This window comes from Lentimicrobiaceae bacterium (assembly GCA_020636745.1).
Classification (GTDB): Bacteria; Bacteroidota; Bacteroidia; order Bacteroidales; family Lentimicrobiaceae; genus Lentimicrobium.
Map to the genome: position 1 here is coordinate 62907 of JACJXH010000007.1, position 18612 is coordinate 81518.

Annotated in this window: 6 protein-coding genes; 2 read left to right on the top strand and 4 right to left on the bottom strand. The window is 41.0% G+C overall.

Annotated features, from left to right (window positions below):
* Positions 1-18: 18 nt before the first annotated feature.
* Positions 19-3342, bottom strand: a complete 3324-nt coding sequence (locus tag H6541_11370; GenBank protein MCB9016387.1) for a PAS domain S-box protein — start codon at positions 3340-3342, stop codon at positions 19-21.
* A 163-nt stretch (positions 3343-3505) separates the two neighbouring features.
* Positions 3506-5152, bottom strand: a complete 1647-nt coding sequence (locus tag H6541_11375) for a PAS domain S-box protein (GenBank protein ID MCB9016388.1) — start codon at positions 5150-5152, stop codon at positions 3506-3508.
* A gap of 583 nt (positions 5153-5735) precedes the next feature.
* Between H6541_11375 and H6541_11380 the strand changes: the two genes are divergently transcribed.
* Positions 5736-7421 (top strand): STAS domain-containing protein, encoded by a 1686-nt coding sequence (locus H6541_11380; GenBank protein MCB9016389.1) that lies wholly within the window; start codon positions 5736-5738, stop codon positions 7419-7421.
* A 74-nt stretch (positions 7422-7495) separates the two neighbouring features.
* Here the strand turns inward: H6541_11380 and H6541_11385 are convergent, their stop codons facing one another.
* Positions 7496-9619: a M3 family metallopeptidase gene (locus tag H6541_11385; protein ID MCB9016390.1), complete on the bottom strand. Its 2124-nt coding sequence runs from the start codon at positions 9617-9619 to the stop codon at positions 7496-7498.
* Positions 9620-10805: 1186 nt separating this feature from the next.
* Here H6541_11385 and H6541_11390 point away from each other — a divergent pair.
* Positions 10806-17669, top strand: a complete 6864-nt coding sequence (locus H6541_11390) for a choice-of-anchor J domain-containing protein (GenBank protein ID MCB9016391.1) — start codon at positions 10806-10808, stop codon at positions 17667-17669.
* Positions 17670-17767: 98 nt separating this feature from the next.
* On the opposite strand, the gene rsmA is transcribed toward H6541_11390, so the two are convergent.
* Complete coding sequence (gene rsmA, locus H6541_11395) at positions 17768-18550, bottom strand: 16S rRNA (adenine(1518)-N(6)/adenine(1519)-N(6))-dimethyltransferase RsmA (protein ID MCB9016392.1); 783 nt, start codon at positions 18548-18550, stop codon at positions 17768-17770.
* Positions 18551-18612: the final 62 nt, after the last annotated feature.

Sequence of the window (18612 nt, forward strand, 5' to 3'; positions counted from 1 at the left end):
AGTGTAATTAGGCTGGTGCTATTCAGCTTGTTGCGGTTTCGGGTAATTTCTTTCAATAAGTTGATAAAGGTCGTTTTTCTGGAAGGGTTTGGAAATGTAATCATCACATCCGGCTTCAATACAACTGTTGTGGTCGGCTTCACTGGCATAAGCAGTCACGGCCGCTATTTTTATTTCCGGAGCAATGGTTTTGATGATGCGTGTTGTTTCGAATCCGTCCATGCCGGGCATTTTCATGTCCATCAGAATCAGGTCAATTTCAGCGCCCTGTTCTATCATGCTGATGGCGTCGGAGCCATTACTGGCAAGCTTCACATTATAGTTTTTCTGTAGAAGCAGACGCTTGATATATATCATGTTAATTTCTTCATCTTCAACTACAAGAATGGTGGGTTGTGCTGAACCTTTTGTTTGTCTTTCTCGGGTTGTTTTTCCAACTTCAATGGTTTCAATGTACATAACAGGCAGCTCAACAGATATGGTTGTGCCGATGCCCAGGGTTGATTCGGCTGAGATGGTTCCATTGAGCAGCCTCACTGCTTCCTGCACGATGGATAAACCCAGCCCATTGCTGTTGTTTGTTCGTGCCGAATAAACATCCTCTTGCTGAAATGGCTCAAAAATATAGGGAAGGAACTCTTTTGAAACCCCGGTGCCGGTGTCGCTGATTCGAAGCTGCAGTTTGTTATTGCGAAAAACGTACTTCAGTATTACCTTTCCTTTGGTGGTGAATTTTATTGCATTGTCAATAAGCTCGGTAATAACTCTTGTAATCAGTGATTTATCGCTGTTTACAGTTTGTTCGGCGTCTTGTTCAGGTGATTGCAGCTGAAAGGCTATTTTCTTTTTGAGGGCTTCGGGCTCATATTTATTGAAAATGTCGCGGATAACATCAGCTGGTTTAAAATTCTCTTTGTTAATATTGATATTGCCTGACATCATCACCGAAACATCCATAATATTGTCAATAATTCTGGTAAGCCTGTTAATGCTGTGGCTCAGATATTCCATACATTCATCGTTCTCTTCGGGCGTGTTGTCGCCTGATCTGATTAATTCGGCAAAACCAATGATGCCATTTAATGGTGTGCGGATTTCATGAGAAATGTTGCCCATAAATGTGGTTTTGAGCCGGTTGCTTGCTTCTGCTTTTTCTTTGGCCTTTACCATTTCTGCTTCCACCTGTTTTAGGTTCGTGATATCGGTAATTGACCCTATGTATCCTTTAAGCTTATTGTCAGCAAATTCAGGAACTGCATGACCCTGAACCCATACAATGCTTCCATCGCTGCGAAGAAACCGATATTCCGAAACGATTGGTTTTTGTTCGGCCACTGCGTTTTTCCATTCTACAATCCGGTCAAACCTGTCGTCTGGGTGAATAGCATTCAGATATTTTGAATCAAGCGCATCTTCAAAGTTCAAACCTGTAAGCGACATCCATTTCGGATTTACATAGGTGGTTTCACCGTATTGGTCGGTTCTGAAAATTCCGACAGGAGAAACCCGTGTAAGGGCTTCAAAAAGTTGCCTGCTTTCGTTCAGGGCTTCTTCTGTTTTTTTTCGTTTGGTTATGTCAGTAAAGATGGCGACCATTTTTCCGGGTATTGTCTGAAATGCTTTTACTTCAAATGCCCCTGAGATTCTTTGGTCGGTGTATTCAATTTGTTCGGAAACCCATGTGTTGTTGTTCAAGGCGGCCTTCCGATAATGTTGGATGATCTTTGTTTTTGCCAGTGAGGGAAAAGCTTCTTCAATGGTAAGTCCTTTAAATTTTGAATTGTCGATGCCCAGTATTTTGTTGGCAGCAGGATTGGCTCCTGTGAAAATCAATTTGTTGTCGTTGTTGATTTCATAAAAATGCATCCCGAATGGCGCATTGTCAACCATTTGTTTGTACAGGCTTTCGCTTTTGGTAAAGGCTTCTTCTGTTTTTCTTTGCAATGTTATATCATACCCGCTTGTTCTGATGCCCATGGCTTTGCCGTTTTTATCAGAAATGTGACTCCATGTCATCAAAATGGTAAACCTCGATTGGTCTTTACGTTTGCAAATGAATTCCAGATTCTGGCCTTTTTTCCCGGCAATTATGTTTTTTAATTCTTTACGAATGCGTGCCTGATCTTCTTCAGCTACAAGCGTTGAAATGTAATCAGGCATTGCCAGTATTTCATCAGGTGTATAACCTGTATACTGGAAAGCTGCCGGGTTTGTCCATATGACGCGCCCGGTATTGTCAAACCATGATTCCCAGTTGGCAATATGATTTGCTACGGCTTTGTAGATTTCTTCCTGTTCCGAAGCTAATTTCTCTGCTATTTGCTGTATCCTTAAGTCTTTAAAAAGGCAAAGTATCTGGTTAGCTCTGCCATTTATATCATATCCTGTTTTAAAATGGATTTCTGTTTTAATGACCTGCCCTTCCTGATGAATAAATTCAAGCTCGCAGCTGAAATATCCCTGCCTGAGAATTGTTGGTATTTTTTTATTGAAAAGTTCTGCTGATTTGGGTGAAAGGAAGTGCGCAAAAGGCTTTCCGGCAGCTTCCTGCTGTTTGTAACCCAGTATGCTTACCCATAATTGGTTTACACTGGTAATATTTCCTTTGGAATCAAGTGTCTGAAATCCGACAGGCGCTTCGTTCAGCAATTGTAAAAATTGCGTTTCGCTTTCATAAAGCGCTTTTTCGCTAATCCTTCGCCCGATTACATTGGCTGTTATACTTGAGAATGCTGCAATTTCGTTGTTCTCTGGTTTGGGTTGTTTAGTGTTGCCGGTTAAAACAATGGTGCCGATAAGTTTTTGATTAAATACCAGGCCAATGCCTATGTGCCAGCTCAAATGCAGCGTACGTTCAATAAGCCGGCCAACGGTTTCTGATATGGCGCCAAAAGTCAGCTCACTCAGCGAGTTTACTACCGTGTAGGGCAAGTCAGTTATCAGGTTATACTGCTCAGGTGTGACGGGTATTTTGAGTTCCGATATTTTTTTGCCCAGCGCCCTGGATATGATGGATTTATTTGTGCGGTTGAGATTGGTGTATTTTACCTCAAGTTCCGACGTTTTTTCGTTGAAAACGGAGATAATGGCAGATTCTGCTTCAAAAATTTTTGTGATTTCTGAAATAATGAAAGGGTAAAAAGTGCTTTCCGGTTCATTGGAAAGAGCCGATGCATAATTGTTTAAGTGCTCCTGCCTTTTTAATTGTCCATGCAGACTGGAAATAGACTCCTTGTTTTTTGCCTCAGATTGTAATAAGGTGGTTTGCAGCGCTTCCAATTCTTTTTTCAGTTGCGAGTTTTCGGCTCTTAGAATTGAAAATGAATCATGTTTTTCTTTCATTAAAAGCTGGTTTGATAAAAATGAAGCGTTTTCAGATGTTTGTTGATTCAGAGGATAAAAGTATTCATTTTGCTGAGATTAGTTATAACTTACTGCGATTGACTTAAGGTGTGTAGGATCATAATCAGTCGAAGCTTTCCCGGACTATAAAATTATTTTCTATTTAATCTTTACGGATGCCTGAATTATAATCCAGCGGCAGAGCAATTGAAAACTTGCTTCCTTCGCTAACAGTACTTTCAACCTGAATACTTCCGCCGTGTTTTTCAATTAGTTCTTTACAAAGCAGCAGTCCCAGTCCGGTGCTTGGTTCGCCTTCGGTGCCGCGTCTGTTTACTTTTGTGCTGTAGCTGAAAAGGTTTTTCAGCATTTCGCTGTTCATTCCAATTCCGGAGTCTTCAATGGTCATGTGTACAAACTGACTGTCTTCAATATGGGCTGTAATCTTGATATGACCGCCAAAAGGAGTAAACTTGGCTGCATTGGAAAGTAAATTCCTGATGACAGTCCCCAGCATGTTTGAGTCAGCTGTAAGTAGTACGTCTGAGGGTATTTGCATGCTTAACTTTAAACTTTTTTTGCGGAAAGAGTCAGACAGGGTAAGAATGCATTCATTGGTAACATCAACCAATTTAAGTTGTTCGGGTTTAAATGTTTTTATCCCCCGGCGTATCATTGACCAGTCCAATAAGTTTTCGAGTAAGTGGTAAAGGTTATTGGCCGAGTTCTTCATTTCAGTAGCGATTTGCTGAATTTCGTCCAGGGTCATCGTCTGTAAGTCGTCAGCCATCATTTCAGTAAAGCCAAGAAATGCATTAAACGGGCTCCGGAGATCGTGTGCTATAATAGAGAAGAACTTGTCTTTCTCGGCATTTGATTTTTCAAGCTGTTCGTTTTTATATCTGATTTCAGCCTCAGCTAATTTATAATTGGTGATATTGTTGACCATCACCAGAAAATAAAGAAACTGTCCTTTGGAGTCGGAAACAATGCTAACCTGCACATTTCCCCATACAATCCGGTCATCTTTTGTAATATATCGTTTTTCAGTCCTGTAAACATTAATTTTGTTTTCAAGGAGCTGATTAATGGATTCAAGATCTTTCTCAATATGTTCGGGATGCGTAATTGTTTTAAACGACATCTGCATGAGCTCTTCTTCTGAATATCCGAATGTTTCGCAGAAAGCGTGGTTGGCACGTATGAAAACCATTTGCCGGTTAAGCATGGCAATTGGAAATGTTCCTTCTGAATATACCTTCCGGAATCTTTGTTCACTATCGCGCAGCGCTTGCTCCGATAGTTTTTGTTCAGTATTGTCAATGGTGTAGCCAGCCAGATATTTGGGCTTCCCGTTGATGAAAACCGGAAACTTAATGGTAGTGTAATACTTGTTATTAAGCTCTTCATCAATTTTAATTGGTTCGCCTTTTTGCAGAACTTTCATATCGTCCTGTGCCATTTTTGCGGCCAATTCGCTGGGGAATAATTCATCCATAGTCCGGCCCAGGATTTTGTCGAGCGGAAGCCCCAGCATCGATTCATAGTTCTTGCTTAATTTGATTGGGCGGATGTGCTTGTCTTTAAAAAATATATAAATGGGGCTGTTCTCCAGAAAGCTCGAAAAAATTTCTTCGCTCTCCACTAATTGTTGTTCATACTCCTTTCTCCATTTGTTTTTTTTAGGGTCAGAGCGGGTAGCTAATTCGTTTTCCAGGTCTTTATTTTTTTTCTCCAGAAATTCAATCGCTGATTTCAGCCGTTTAATTTCATTAGATAGTTCCTGTATATGGTTGTCACAATTGCTCATCTTTTTTAGTTTTCAAGTTTGCAAAACCCGCCGGTAATATTGGTTTTTGTAGAAGTTGAGCTAATTTTGAGGTAACTGAGTTTGTGGAGAAATTATTTTTAAGGTTGTAAATAGTTAGCAAATTGGTTGCCTGGTAATGGTTTTTTCAGAAAGAGGTAACTAAACCCACAGCTGCAAGTGTGAAGTTAAAAATATGCTTTTTCTGAGTGTAAAACTCTTTGCTAAGATAACAAATATTTAGTTGAACGCCAAAAATATAGTCTTCAGCTTGTAAAGATTTTGAGCTATACAAGATGTTTATTTTACGGGCCTGATTTCATTGGTCAATGATTTTTGGCCGGGCTTTTCTTCATTGATGTGATTTTAATTTTAATTACAAAAACGATGAATCATGATGAGCAAACCTGGAAATTCAATGTAAATGATTTGAATATTCCTGAATAGCTCAGGATTTAAATTTTTTTAGCGTTATCGGTCAGATATAGTATGCTTTAAGAATTGATTTGAAAAAATTGAATTCAATTCGCAAATAAGCCATGGTAGTTTTTTATACTTTTGCGCCTTCTTTTTAAGGAGGTGTTTTATGTCAGGTCTGGAGTTTCTTAAATTTTCACAGGTTTTTCATCCAAAGATATTCACAACACTAAAAGATTATAACCGCCAGACTTTTATATCTGACCTTATAGCCGGTATTATTGTGGGTGTTGTGGCCTTGCCGCTGGCCATTGCTTTTGGCATAGCTTCCGGAGTGGCTCCTGAAAAAGGTCTGATTACGGCTGTTATTGCTGGTTTTCTTATTTCAGCCCTTGGAGGAAGTCGTGTTCAGATTGGAGGTCCAACAGGTGCCTTTATTGTGATTGTTTATGGTATTGTTGAGAAATTTGGTGTTGAAGGTCTCATTATTGCCACAATCATGGCTGGTTTTATGCTGGTGGCCATGGGGCTGCTGCAGCTAGGAACCATCATCAAATTTATGCCTTATCCGATTGTTGTTGGATTTACGTCGGGCATTGCTGTTGTTATTTTTTCGTCACAGATTAAGGATTTCTTCGGGTTGCAGGTTACTCAAAGCGTTCCGGCCGACTTTATCGCAAAATGGGAGTTTTATTTTCACCATTTTGATGCCATCAATATCTATACATTGGGAATAGGTTTGTTTACTGTGCTGGTTTCAGTTATGTGGCCCAAAATAAATAAAAAGATTCCCGGCACTTTGATTGCACTGCTGTTGAGTACCATTGCTGTTTCAGCCTTCCAACTGCCGGTTGATACCATTGGAACCCGTTTTGGCGAAATTAAAGCAACAATCCCCTTCCCATCTCTGCCGGTTATAAGTTTTGAAACCTTCAGATTGTTGTTGGCTCCTGCTTTTACCATTGCCATGCTGGGTGCTATAGAATCTTTGCTTAGCGCCATGGTAGCCGATGGTGCTACTGGTGGCAGGCATCGTTCCAACACGGAGCTTATCGGGCAGGGAATTGCCAATATTATTACACCGCTTTTTGGCGGCATTCCTGCCACTGGTGCTATTGCCCGTACCATGACCAATATCCGCAACGGAGGAAAAACACCTGTTGCCGGCATGATTCATGCCATTGTGCTGTTGCTGATCTTGCTGTTTTTTGGAAAATGGGCCAGGCTTATTCCGATGAGTTGCCTTGCAGGTATTCTGGTGATTGTTTCTTATAATATGAGTGAGTGGCGGTCGTTTAAAGGGCTTTTCAGAAATTCAAAAAATGAAGTTGCCGTTTTGCTGACTACCTTTTTTCTTACTGTACTTATTGATTTGACTGTTGCCATTCAATTCGGACTTTTGCTGGCTGTTCTGCTTTTTCTCAAGCGTGTTATTGATACTTCGGGCGTTGAAGTGCTTAATATGGCTGTGGAGGATGAAAGAGCTGATGCTGATGAAAATCCACCTAAACTTAAAATTCCTGAAAAGGTGGAAGTTTTTGAAGTGAATGGTCCCTTCTTTTTTGGCGTTGCCAATAAGTTTGAAGAGGCTGAAATGCAGGTTACCAAACGACCCCGCATCAGGATTATCAGACTTTACAGAGTGCCTTTTATCGATGCTACAGGGATGAGCAATCTCAAAAGTTTTATCAGGAAATCGAAAAGCAATGGAATAACAGTTATAATTTCAGGTCCAGTAAAATCAGTTTATGAGGCTCTTGAAAAGAATGGGTTCTTTGAACTGGTTGGCCATGATAATGTTTGCTCTGATATCAATTTTGCCATTGCCCGTGCTGAACTATTGCTAAAGAAATAAATAATCCCGGGGTAATTGAATAAAAAAGGCGGGTGTTTGAAATGCCCGCCTTTTTTGTTTTATCCTGAAGAGATTTATTTTAGTCCTCTTTTTTTCATCAATGGCTCAAGTGAAGGTTCCTGGCCTCTGAATTTTTTATATTGAATCATGCCTTCGTCATCACCATTTTCTGCCAGGCAGTTTTTGCGGAAGCTGGCTGCTAACTCTTTGTTAAAAATGTCGCCCGACTGTTTGAAATAATCAAAAGCATCAGCATCAAGCACGGCAGCCCAAAGGTAAACATAATACCCTGCAGCATAACCACCATCAAAAATATGCGCAAAATAGGTTGAGCGGTAACGTGGCCAGATTTCACTAATCAGTCCAATTTTATCCATGGCCTGTTTTTCAAATGCTACCACATCTTCAACATTTGCTGGCGCCGGAAGCTTATGGTAGTCCATATCCAGAATTGAAGCAGCAATGTATTCAACGTTATCAAATCCCTGATTGAATAGTCCGCTGTTTTCAATTTTAGTGATCAAAGCATCCGGAATAACTTCACCTGTTTTGTAATGTTTGGCATACATGCGTAAAACTTCGGGTTCGCCGGCCCAGTTTTCCATAACCTGTGAGGGAAGTTCAACATAATCCTGTGGCACATTACCTGCAGTACGGGTGTATTTTCCTTGTGTAAATAATCCGTGAAGTGCATGTCCAAATTCATGAAACAGAGTGGTTGTTTCGTCCCAGTTTAAGAGGGCAGGCATGTCGCCGGTAGGAGGTGTGAAGTTGCAGACAATAGAAATAACCGGATCGATTTTTTTATCATTCTTCCATCCAGATGCCTGAAAATCTGTACACCAGGCACCGCCGCCTTTTGAATCACGAGGGTAATAGTCCAGATAAAGTATTCCCAGATGTGAGCCATCAGATTCTTTCACTTCAAATGTTTCAACATCTTTTTGATAAACAGGCAGGTCAGTTAGTTTATTAAATGTAATTCCATAAAGTTTGCCGGCTACAGCAAACATTCCGTCGCGCACATTGTCGAGACTGAAATAGGGTTTCAGCTCATTTTCATCGAGATCATATTTCTGTTTGCGAAGTTTTTCGGCATAAAACCACCAGTCCCATGAGTCAAGTTTGAAATTGGCTCCTTCAGCATCTGCAATTTTTTGCATTTCAACAAGTTCTGCCTTTGCAACCGGAAGAGCAGCAACCATCAGTTTGTTCAGGAAATCATCAACATTGGATGTTGTTTTGGCCATATTTTCGTCAATAACATAGGCTGCATAGTTGTCATAACCTAATAATTTTGCTTTTTCTGCTCTGAGCTGAATCATTTCAGACAGCACTTTTTTGTTGTCGTTGTCATTGTTGTTATTGCCACGCATGAAGTAGCCGCGATAGATTTTCTCACGCAGAGCTCTGTTTTTAGCATATTGCAGGAATGGAATCATGCTGGGTTTGGCTAGTGTAAATACCCATTTCCCATCCATGCCTGATGCTTTGGCTGTTTCAGCAGCAGCAGAAATGACTCCCTCAGGTAGCCCGTCCAAATCAGCCTGATTGTCAATAACAAGCTTGAAATTTTTGTTGGTTTCTGCCAGCAGATTGTCGCCAAATTTCAGGCCCAGAGAGGCAAGTTGCCCGTTAATTTTTTTAAGCTGTTCTTGTTGCCCGGCTGAAAGGTTTGCGCCCTGTCTTTCAAAATCACGGTAGTATTTTTCTGTTACTCTTATTTGCTGAGCATCAAGCCCCGATTCATTTCGTTTTTCATAAACGACTTTTATGCGCTCAAATAGTTTGGGATTCATTGAAATTTCGTCATTGTGCTGCGAAAGCATGGGCGAAATTTTCTGAGCAATCAACTGCAAATTATCGTTGGTGTTTGCTTGCATTACATTGAAAAAAACCTTGCTCACTTTGGTTAAAAGCTCTCCTGACTTATCAAAGGCCAGAATTGTATTTTCAAATGTAGGAGCATCCTGATTGTTTACAATTGATGCAATCTCATCGTTGTGTTGTTTCATGCCTTCAATAAATGCCGGCATATAGTGCGAGGTGTCAATTTTATCAAAGGGAGGCACCTGAAATGGGGTTGTGTACTCGGTAAAGAATGGGTTGTCCATGTCTTTCTCCGCTTTTTGGTTGTTTTTGCAGCTTGAAAAAACGGCTAAAACAGTGGCCATCAATAGCAGCATGTAGCTTTTCATAATGATCGGTGAGTTGTGTGTAAAACTATTTTTTATGAATTAATTGCAAATGTAGAATCTAAAGTGGTAATAGCAAGAAACATATGGCTAAAAATTTAAGGGTTTCGTAATTGTTGAGAAAGTAATGACAATGCAAATTGGTCTGTTTATGTTGGCATAATTGATGAAATTTATGTTCCTTTGCAGCCTTTAAATTGATTGAAGTGGCAGTGAATTCAGTGATTCAAGGAATAATCTTCCGGGTCATTATACATTGAAGCATCTTAAATTGGTTGATTGTTGTGTCAATGAATTTTCGGTCTAGCCTTGGTAAATCAAATTGAATGGTTGAAAATAAAGTCAGACAATCCGGATTGATTGGATGGAAAGTGGATTTCCTAATTTTTTTTTCAAAGATGAATAGGGGTAAATCTGCTTTCAGTTGTCTTTGAAGTGACGAATTAGACGGGTGAGTTGAATAATGGCATTTGCTTTCGTTGTCTGAATCGAAAATGTTTCTGGTAATCAAGTTGTTAGTGGCTATCGTGAAACATATGATAATAATTAACTAAAATTGAGGTGAACAATAAGTGCAACTGAAAGTTTATAGGAAGATTTCTGTACAAGGTTACCCTCAAAACTCTTAAAACTCGAAATACTTGAATAACTGTTTTTACATTAATAGATTAGTCTGCAGTATAGCCAGTAAGCCTTAATTATAGGACTTGCCGGTTATTTTTTTTATATGTAACGAAAAATGCTCCTATCCGATTGAACGGAATTGCGAAAAAAAATAGAGAATGGCTCCCTACCAGCAGAAATTTTTGAATAAGTAATTATTCATTTTTCTGCCCGGATTGATAAAAGAAGGTACTCACGAGAGTAATAGAACTCACAGAAAAATAGGGGAAATTATAATAAGATATGTGTTGGTTGAATTTCTGTAGTGTGCAGTCATAAAAATTTCAATTTAATTTTCAATTTGAGGCTGAATTAACAACTATAAAATCGTGTAATTCCCGGACCATTTTTTGAATCATTTTTAATTTAAATAATCAATTAACTGAATATTAACTTGTTTTAAAATTGTGAAAGGAGGGTAAAGGCAAACAGACTAGGGGTTAGAAGCTGCAAAAGCAGCAAATGAATCAAACTCAATTACTTTTTAAAGGAAGTTCCCTTTAATTTTTAACTAAAAAAACCTATTATGAACAAGAATTCTATTTTAATGCGATGGCTTGGTGCTGCTATGCTGGGGTTACTCCTGTTTGTAGGCGCTGGTCAGGTGCAGGCTCAATCCAGCCTTGAAGTAACTCCTCAGGTGCTTGATTTAGGACAGCGTCCGATTGATGCCTGGATGAAACCGGGGGTTTTCACCCTTACCAATACAGGTATTGGCGCAATTACTATTGATGCCAGCGAACTGGATGCTCCTGCATTCTTTGGTTTGCAAAACCCTGTACTCCCTATCACCCTTGAAGAAGGTGAATCAGTTGAGGTTGGCTTAACTACAAGTGGCCAGGCAACTGCAGGCGCTCTGTCAGGAAGTTATGTTGCTCGTTGGGGAAGCTCACGTGCAGTAACTGTTGCTGACATCGCTGCTACAGCTTTCGCTCCCGTTCAGGGAGATGTATGGGAAAATGCTTTTGTCATTAACTCATATCCTGCTAACTATGCAGCTGTGGCAACAACTAACTTCCATGATGTTTATGATCTTCCCGGTGCTACAGCCGATGGTAAAGATGTGGTTTATAAAATCACTACCACTTCAGACAAACTGTTAACAGTTGGTTTGACTGCAACTGATGCCAAGATGGCTGTTTATGCTGCTGGCTTCAATGGTATTGGTGGTCCTGATGCAGGCAATGCGCTTGTAAGCGGAACTGCTGCTATTACTAATTATCAGCTTTTTGCTGGTTCTTATTACCTGGTTGTTAGTACAACCGGTGCTTCTTATGACCTTGCTGTTAGCACAGCTACTATGCCGGTTCCGGTTGCTGCAAGCAATCCTGTTCCTGCTGATGGTGCCAACAGTATCAACAACGGAATGACCCTTAACTGGACATTCGGTGATTATACAGATGAATATCAGCTCGTTTTGGGTACTACATATCCTCCAACAACGATTGTTGTTCCTTTTACTTCTAACCTTGCTACTTCTTATGTATTAAGCGGATTACAGCCAAATATGCAATATTTCTGGCAGGTAATTTCACGCAATACCCAAGGTACTACCGCTGGAACTGTTTGGGGTTTCACCACCACCATTGATGTTCCTACCGGAGTAACTGCTTCAGTTGTTGACCTTTCTCCAACAACTCCTACCGTTGCTGTTAACCTGAGCTGGACTCCCAATACAAACCGCTCATTCCTTGGTTACAATGTATATCGCAATGGATCAAAACAGAATACCGCTCTGTTAACCGGTACTACTTTTGCTCAATCCGGTCTTGCCAGAAATGCAACCTTCTCATATACAGTTACTGCTGTTTACGATGAAGGTGAATCTGCTCCTTCAGTTCCTGCTGTTGTTACAACTAAAGGTGTAGGTATTGTTAGAGGTACTGTTACTGAATCATTAAATCCAACAACTGCTATTGCTGGTGCAACTGTTGTTGTTAGTGGTCCTGCAGGAACTTATAACCTTACTACTGCTGCCAACGGATTCTATACTTCACAGGTTTATGCTGGTACTTATGCTATTGCTGTTGCTGCTGAAGGTTTCATCGGCGAAAACATCAGTGGTGTTGTTGTTGCACACAATGCAACCGTAACCAACGACTTCCAACTTGATGAAGTTCCTTACCCTGTTGATTTTGTTATTGCCAGCGAAATGAATGCCAATAATGTACTTCTTGAGTGGGGCTTCAACGATGCAAGTCGCTCACTTGTTGAATTCCAGGTTTGGCGTCAGAAAATCTATCAGCCTGAAACTGCTGTATTAGTTGGAAATACTGTACAGAATAGTTTTGTTGATTTTGACTGGGGTGTTCAGGATTGGGGCGTTTACCAGTGGAACGTAGTGGCTGTTTATTCAGCCAGCCAGTCTCCTGCTGTAGCTTCAAATTCACTTGACAAAGACATGAATACGATGGTTGATGTAACTGTTGCGCTCAATTCAGCTGACAGCCCAGCCGGTACTTATGTTGAGTTTACCAACACTTCTGAGCCTGCTCTTGATTTAACCTATTCAACTTTATTAGGTGCTACAGGTACTTTCTCATGGAATGAATTCCGCAGAGGTACTTATAACATTGAAGTAAGCAAACGAGGTTATACTGGTGTTTATCAGACTAACGTAAATATTTTCGACCAGACTTCATTCGAATGGTTGTTAGATGAAATACTCGCAGCTCCTGCAAATCTTTATGTAACCCCAACCGGATTGGCTACATGGGAAGCTGGTGATGCTATGCCTTACGATCGTTCATTCCTGAAATATAAAGTTTTCCATGCTGGTGTTTTGGTTGCTGAAGTTACAGATCCTTCATATCAGTTTGGAACCAATGGCGAAGCCCTTGTTGATGGTACAGAATATACAGCTGATGTAGCTGCTGTTTACAGCACTGGTCAGTCTGCTTTTGCATCATACACATGGACTTATATTGCCTGCGATAACTACGCTACACCACAGAACTTCGCCGCAGTACAGGTTGAAGGAACTACAAATGTTGCTGTTACCTGGACAATGCCAGCTAACCGTGATACCGATGCTGTTGATTTTGCCCGCATTACCCGCGACGGTGAAGTTATTGCTGAAGTTGAAGGTACAAGCTATCTTGATGCTGACTTAGCATTTGGTAACCATACTTACTGCATTACATTCGTTTACGAAAGCGGTGCTGAAACATGCCCAGCCAGCATTTGCGCAACTGTAAATGTAATTGGTGGCGGTTTTGTTAACGGTAATGTAAAAGAAGCTGCTTACCTCGGTGGTGCTAACATCGAAGGTGCTCAGGTAACTCTTACCAACACAACTAACAGTGCCATTACTTTCACATTTGCAACCGACGCTGCTGGTAACTATACCGGTGAAGTTCTTGCTGGTACATATGATTATGAAGTTAGCGCTGAAGGTTATGTTTCTGCATCACTTGAAGGAATCAGCATTCCTACAACTGCTACAGTAACTGAAAACTTCATTTTGATGGAGTATCCTTATTCAGTTGGAACAGTTGTTGCAACCGAACTGTCAGACAATGTTGCCCAGATTGACTGGAGCGGCAATGGTGGTGGCGGAACAGGAACAACCGAAGATTTCTTCGAAGGTTTCGAAGCCGGAACACTACCAACAGGTTGGGTAACCTACAATGTTGATGGTGATATGTATAACTGGGAAAACACAGCTGCCAACTATACAACATTTGATGCTCATACCGGACTTTACTGTATGACAAGTGCTTCTTATGTAAATGGTGTAGGTGCATTAACACCTAATAACTGGCTTGTTTCTCCTGCACTTGCAATTACAGCAAATTCACAACTCAGCTTCTGGGTTGACGGACAGGATCCTGCATATGCAGCAGAACAGTATTATGTAAAAGTTTCAACAACAGGTAATGCTGTTGCTGATTTCACCACAACCATCCACTCAGCTGTTTCACCAGCTACCTGGGGAGAAGTTGTAGTTGATTTGTCTGCATTTGCAGGACAGACTATTTACATTGCTTTCCAGCATACCAATGTAACTGATATGTACTTCCTTAAACTGGACGACGTAACAGTAACCAACACTGTTAGCAGAGCTGCTTATACAGCTTCTGTATCAGCTGGCGTTTCAACTGCCATGCCATTTAAAACTGCTGGTATGACCGAAAGCATGATTCAGGCTAAATCAGCCGAATATGCACAGGCTACATCAAGCCGCGAATTGGTTGGATACAATGTATACCGTACCACTTGCGCAACTGGTGACCTTCAGTTCTTAGGTTTCACTTTGGATCAGCAGTTTACTGACAACACCTGGGGTGCTGCCACAGCTGGTGTTTACAAATGGGGCGTTGTAGCTGAATATGAGCAGAATGCATCAGAAATCGTATTCTCTAACTGTCTTGATAAAGACATGATTACCAATGTTAGCGTAGCTGTTAGCACCACAAGTCTTGACAGCCCCGAAGAAACAGAGGTTATGTTCACCAACACATCAGAGCCTGATTTAGCTTTGACTTACGAAGTTACACTTGATGCAACCGGCGTATATGCATGGGAAGAATTCCGCAAAGGAACCTATGACATTTCTGTTGTTAAAAACGGATTTGAGCCTATTGCTATTACAGGTTATGTAATTGATGGTCCTGAAGCTTTTGAATGGATTCTTGAAGAACAGCTCCTGCCAGTTGCAGATCTTTATGTAACCCCAACTGGTTATGCTACATGGAGAAATGGTGGCGTTATTCCTTTCGAAGATTTTGTTGAAAACTTCGACGCTGGTATTCCTGAAACATGGACCATTGTTAATGGTGGTACAGGCGCAAATGCTGCTGACACCTGGTACATGGAAACTCCTGCAACCAATCCTCAGACAGCTGGTGCATCACTTGATGGTACTCCATTTGCTTTTGTTGATTCTGACGAAGCTGGATCAGGCACAACTATGGATGAAATGTTAATTTCTCCTGTTGTTGATGCTTCTAATGCAGATGCATTATTCCTTCAGTTTGACCAGTATTATAACAGATTTGCTTCAAACGAAGTATGTACAGTTGAAGTATTCAATGGTACTGAATGGATTACTGTTCTTAACCAGACTGCTGATGCAGGCTCATGGGCAAGTGCAAACCATCAGGTTATTGATGTTACTGAATACATGAATGCTGCCTTCCAGGTACGTTTCCATTATGTATCACCAGGATGGAACTGGTACTGGGCAGTTGACAATGTATCAATTACACAGGCAACTGAAACCAACGCCCGTTCATTACAGAACTACAAAGTATGGATCGACGGAGTATTTGCAGCCGATACAGAAGAAACCTTCCACCAGTATGCAACTGAGAACCTGGTACCAGGTCAGGAGTATCTGTCAGAAGTAGCAGCAGTATACACCACTGGTATATCCGCAAAAATGCAGTATACCTGGACTTACCTTCCATGCGATAGCTTCCCGGGTCCTGCACAGTTCAACGGTGAAGTTATTGATGAAACCGACGTATTACTGACCTGGTCAGATGCATTACCATTAGAACTTGTACAGATTAGCCAGAATCCGGGAGCACCTGCAAATGGATACTATCAGCAGTTTGGTTACGGTTACGGTGTAGCATATGACATGAGCGCATATCCTGATGCACTGTTAAACAGTGTAGATTTCCACCATGCATCATGGGGCTTAAACGGAACATGGAATTACAAGATTCATGTATATAACTGGGATACCAAAACCCTCATCGGCACCTTCGGTCCATTCCAGACCACCGGTAACGACACATGGGAAATGGGCGTTGAGTTAGGTAACGTATCAACAGGTGGCGCTAATACCGTTGCTATTTTGATGGAGCCGCTGAGCAACTCATCTACCGATGCATATCCTGATATGTCATCAGACGATGCTTCTAACCCACAGGGTTCAATCTTTGGTTCATTATCAGATGTAAATGCCATTGGTTCATCTACCATTGGAAACTTCCTGATGGAAGCTTACATTTACACCGCTAATGGCGACGTAAGAGCAACACCAGTAAACTTTGACGTGTTACAGGCTCCAGCAGCCACCGCACGTATAGCTAACCACAATGCTTCATTGACCAGTGCTGTTGTAAAACAGGACGTAAGTCGTGTAAGCCGTGTAGAAGATGCATTTGTAGGAGCCAACATTTACCGTGATGGTATGATGATTGCAGAGATGGTAGCAGATACATTCTATGTAGATGCAGCTGTTGAGCCAGGTACATATAACTATTGCATTACTTACGTATATGAAAGTGGCGCTGAATCATGTTCAGATGCAAACTGCATTGAAGTATCACTTACCGAAGATTGCGTAGCACCGGTTGATTTAACCGCCGTATTGGCAGAAGATCCTGCAACTGCAATTTTGACCTGGAATAGTTTTGCAGGCGCATGGTTGTCATATGGCGACGGTGTATATGCAGATGCTATCGGCTTAACCGACTTTAGCCCGATTACCGTAGCTGTACAGTGGAATCCTGCTGATTTGGCTGCATATAACGGAAGAGCATTTGATAAGGTAAACATTTATTACGGAACAGGCAGTGTTGGCAACATCCTGCTTCAGGTATGGGAAGGCACAACCCTAATTCGTGAAGAAGCTGTAACGAGCACCATCGTAGGCGAATCATGGAATGAGCTATCCTTCAACTCACCAGTAGTAATTGATGCAACCAAATCATACAGAGTAGGTTACACAGTAAGCAACTATGATGCTTACCCATGTGGTGCACAGAATTATGCCGGCACACCAAACAGTGACTTAGTATTCCTTGATGGTGTATGGGATAACCTGAATAACTACATTCCTTACTCATGGTTAATTGAGACACACATTGGAGAAGCAACCGCAGCCACTGCAAATGTACCTGTACAGAGCAGTGTAATCAGCAAAGCAACTTCAGCTAACCTGGTATCATCACCGGTAGCCGTAAATGTAAACAGGTCAGAAGCCGGCAGAAACCGCGCATTCCTTGGATACAATGTATACAGAGAAGGCGTTCAGGTAAACAGCGAGCTAGTACTTGAGAACACCTACCAGGATACCCCAGGTACCCCGGGTAACTACTGCTACACAGTAACAGCTGTATACAGCCTTTGCGGTGAGTCAGAACATTCAAACGAAGCATGTGTTGACGTATTGGTAGGTGTTGAAAACCCAGCTATCAGCAATGTTAACATTTATCCTAACCCATCAAACAACGTAGTAAACATTGACCTGAGCAGCAATATCAGCCAGGTAGTTGTATACAACTATGTAGGTCAGGTCGTATTCGAACAGAATGTAACCAAAGCTGAAACTCTTCAGTTAAATGTACGTAACTACGAATCTGGCGCTTACCTGGTTAAATTTGTAACCAGAGCAGGCGAAAGCTTCACCAAAAAAGTTATCGTTACCAAATAATCGTTAAATCGATGTTATTGAAAAGGGCCTCCACATGGAGGCCCTTTTTGTTTGATAACCCGGAAGAGGTTTTATAGTCTTAAAATAATGCCTTGTATTTATGGCTTAAGCTCAGGTTGAATAACCTGGTTGGTGATGTATACGAAATCTTCAACACCAAGCTGTTCGGCTCTTTTAGTGAATAATTGTAAGAGTCTTTCGTCATTTTTAAACTGAATTGATTTTAATCCATTGCGCAAAGTTTTGCGGCGCTGGTTAAAGGCAGTTTTAACTATGCTGAAAAAAAGCTTTTCATCACAACCAATTGATTGTACATTGTTTCTTTTTATCCTGATGACTGCAGATTTCACTTTTGGAGGTGGCACAAATACATGTTCATCCACAGTAAACAGATATTCTATGTCAAACCATGCCTGCAGCAATACACTCATAATTCCATAGGTTTTACTGCCCGGAGGAGCGGCTATCCGTTCGGCTACTTCCTTCTGCAGCATTCCAACAACTTCCGGCACTCTGTTGCGGTTTTCCAGTACTTTAAAGAAAATTTGGGTTGAAATATTGTAAGGAAAGTTGCCAATAATAGAGAAATTGCCCTGAAATAATTCGTCAACAGGCTTGCGTAAGAAGTCACCTTCAATAAAACAATCCGCATGAGAAGCAAAAGTTGATTTCAAATAAGGGATGGATTCACGGTCAACATCAATCGCAATAAAATGGTCAACAGGAAGCTCAATCAGGTATTTGGTAAGTACTCCTGTGCCCGGGCCAATTTCAAGTAAGGATGAACAGGGGAGGCTAAGGCTGTTTACTATTTTACGGGCAATATTTTCATCTTTCAAAAAATGTTGTCCTAAATGTTTTTTTGCTCTGATGGGTTCCATTAAATTCTGGATTAAAGATTAATTGAGAATACTCCATCCGGACTCATCCGGTTGTTTCGTTT

Excerpts from the sequence above, each read along its gene's own strand:
- H6541_11370 (MCB9016387.1), bottom strand. The coding sequence starts at position 3,342 with ATGAAAGAAAAACATGATTCATTTTCAATTCTAAGAGCCGAAAACTCG.
- H6541_11375 (MCB9016388.1), bottom strand. The coding sequence starts at position 5,152 with ATGAGCAATTGTGACAACCATATACAGGAACTATCTAATGAAATTAAA.
- H6541_11380 (MCB9016389.1), top strand. The coding sequence starts at position 5,736 with ATGTCAGGTCTGGAGTTTCTTAAATTTTCACAGGTTTTTCATCCAAAG.
- H6541_11385 (MCB9016390.1), bottom strand. The coding sequence starts at position 9,619 with ATGAAAAGCTACATGCTGCTATTGATGGCCACTGTTTTAGCCGTTTTT.
- H6541_11390 (MCB9016391.1), top strand. The coding sequence starts at position 10,806 with ATGAACAAGAATTCTATTTTAATGCGATGGCTTGGTGCTGCTATGCTG.
- rsmA (MCB9016392.1), bottom strand. The coding sequence starts at position 18,550 with ATGGAACCCATCAGAGCAAAAAAACATTTAGGACAACATTTTTTGAAA.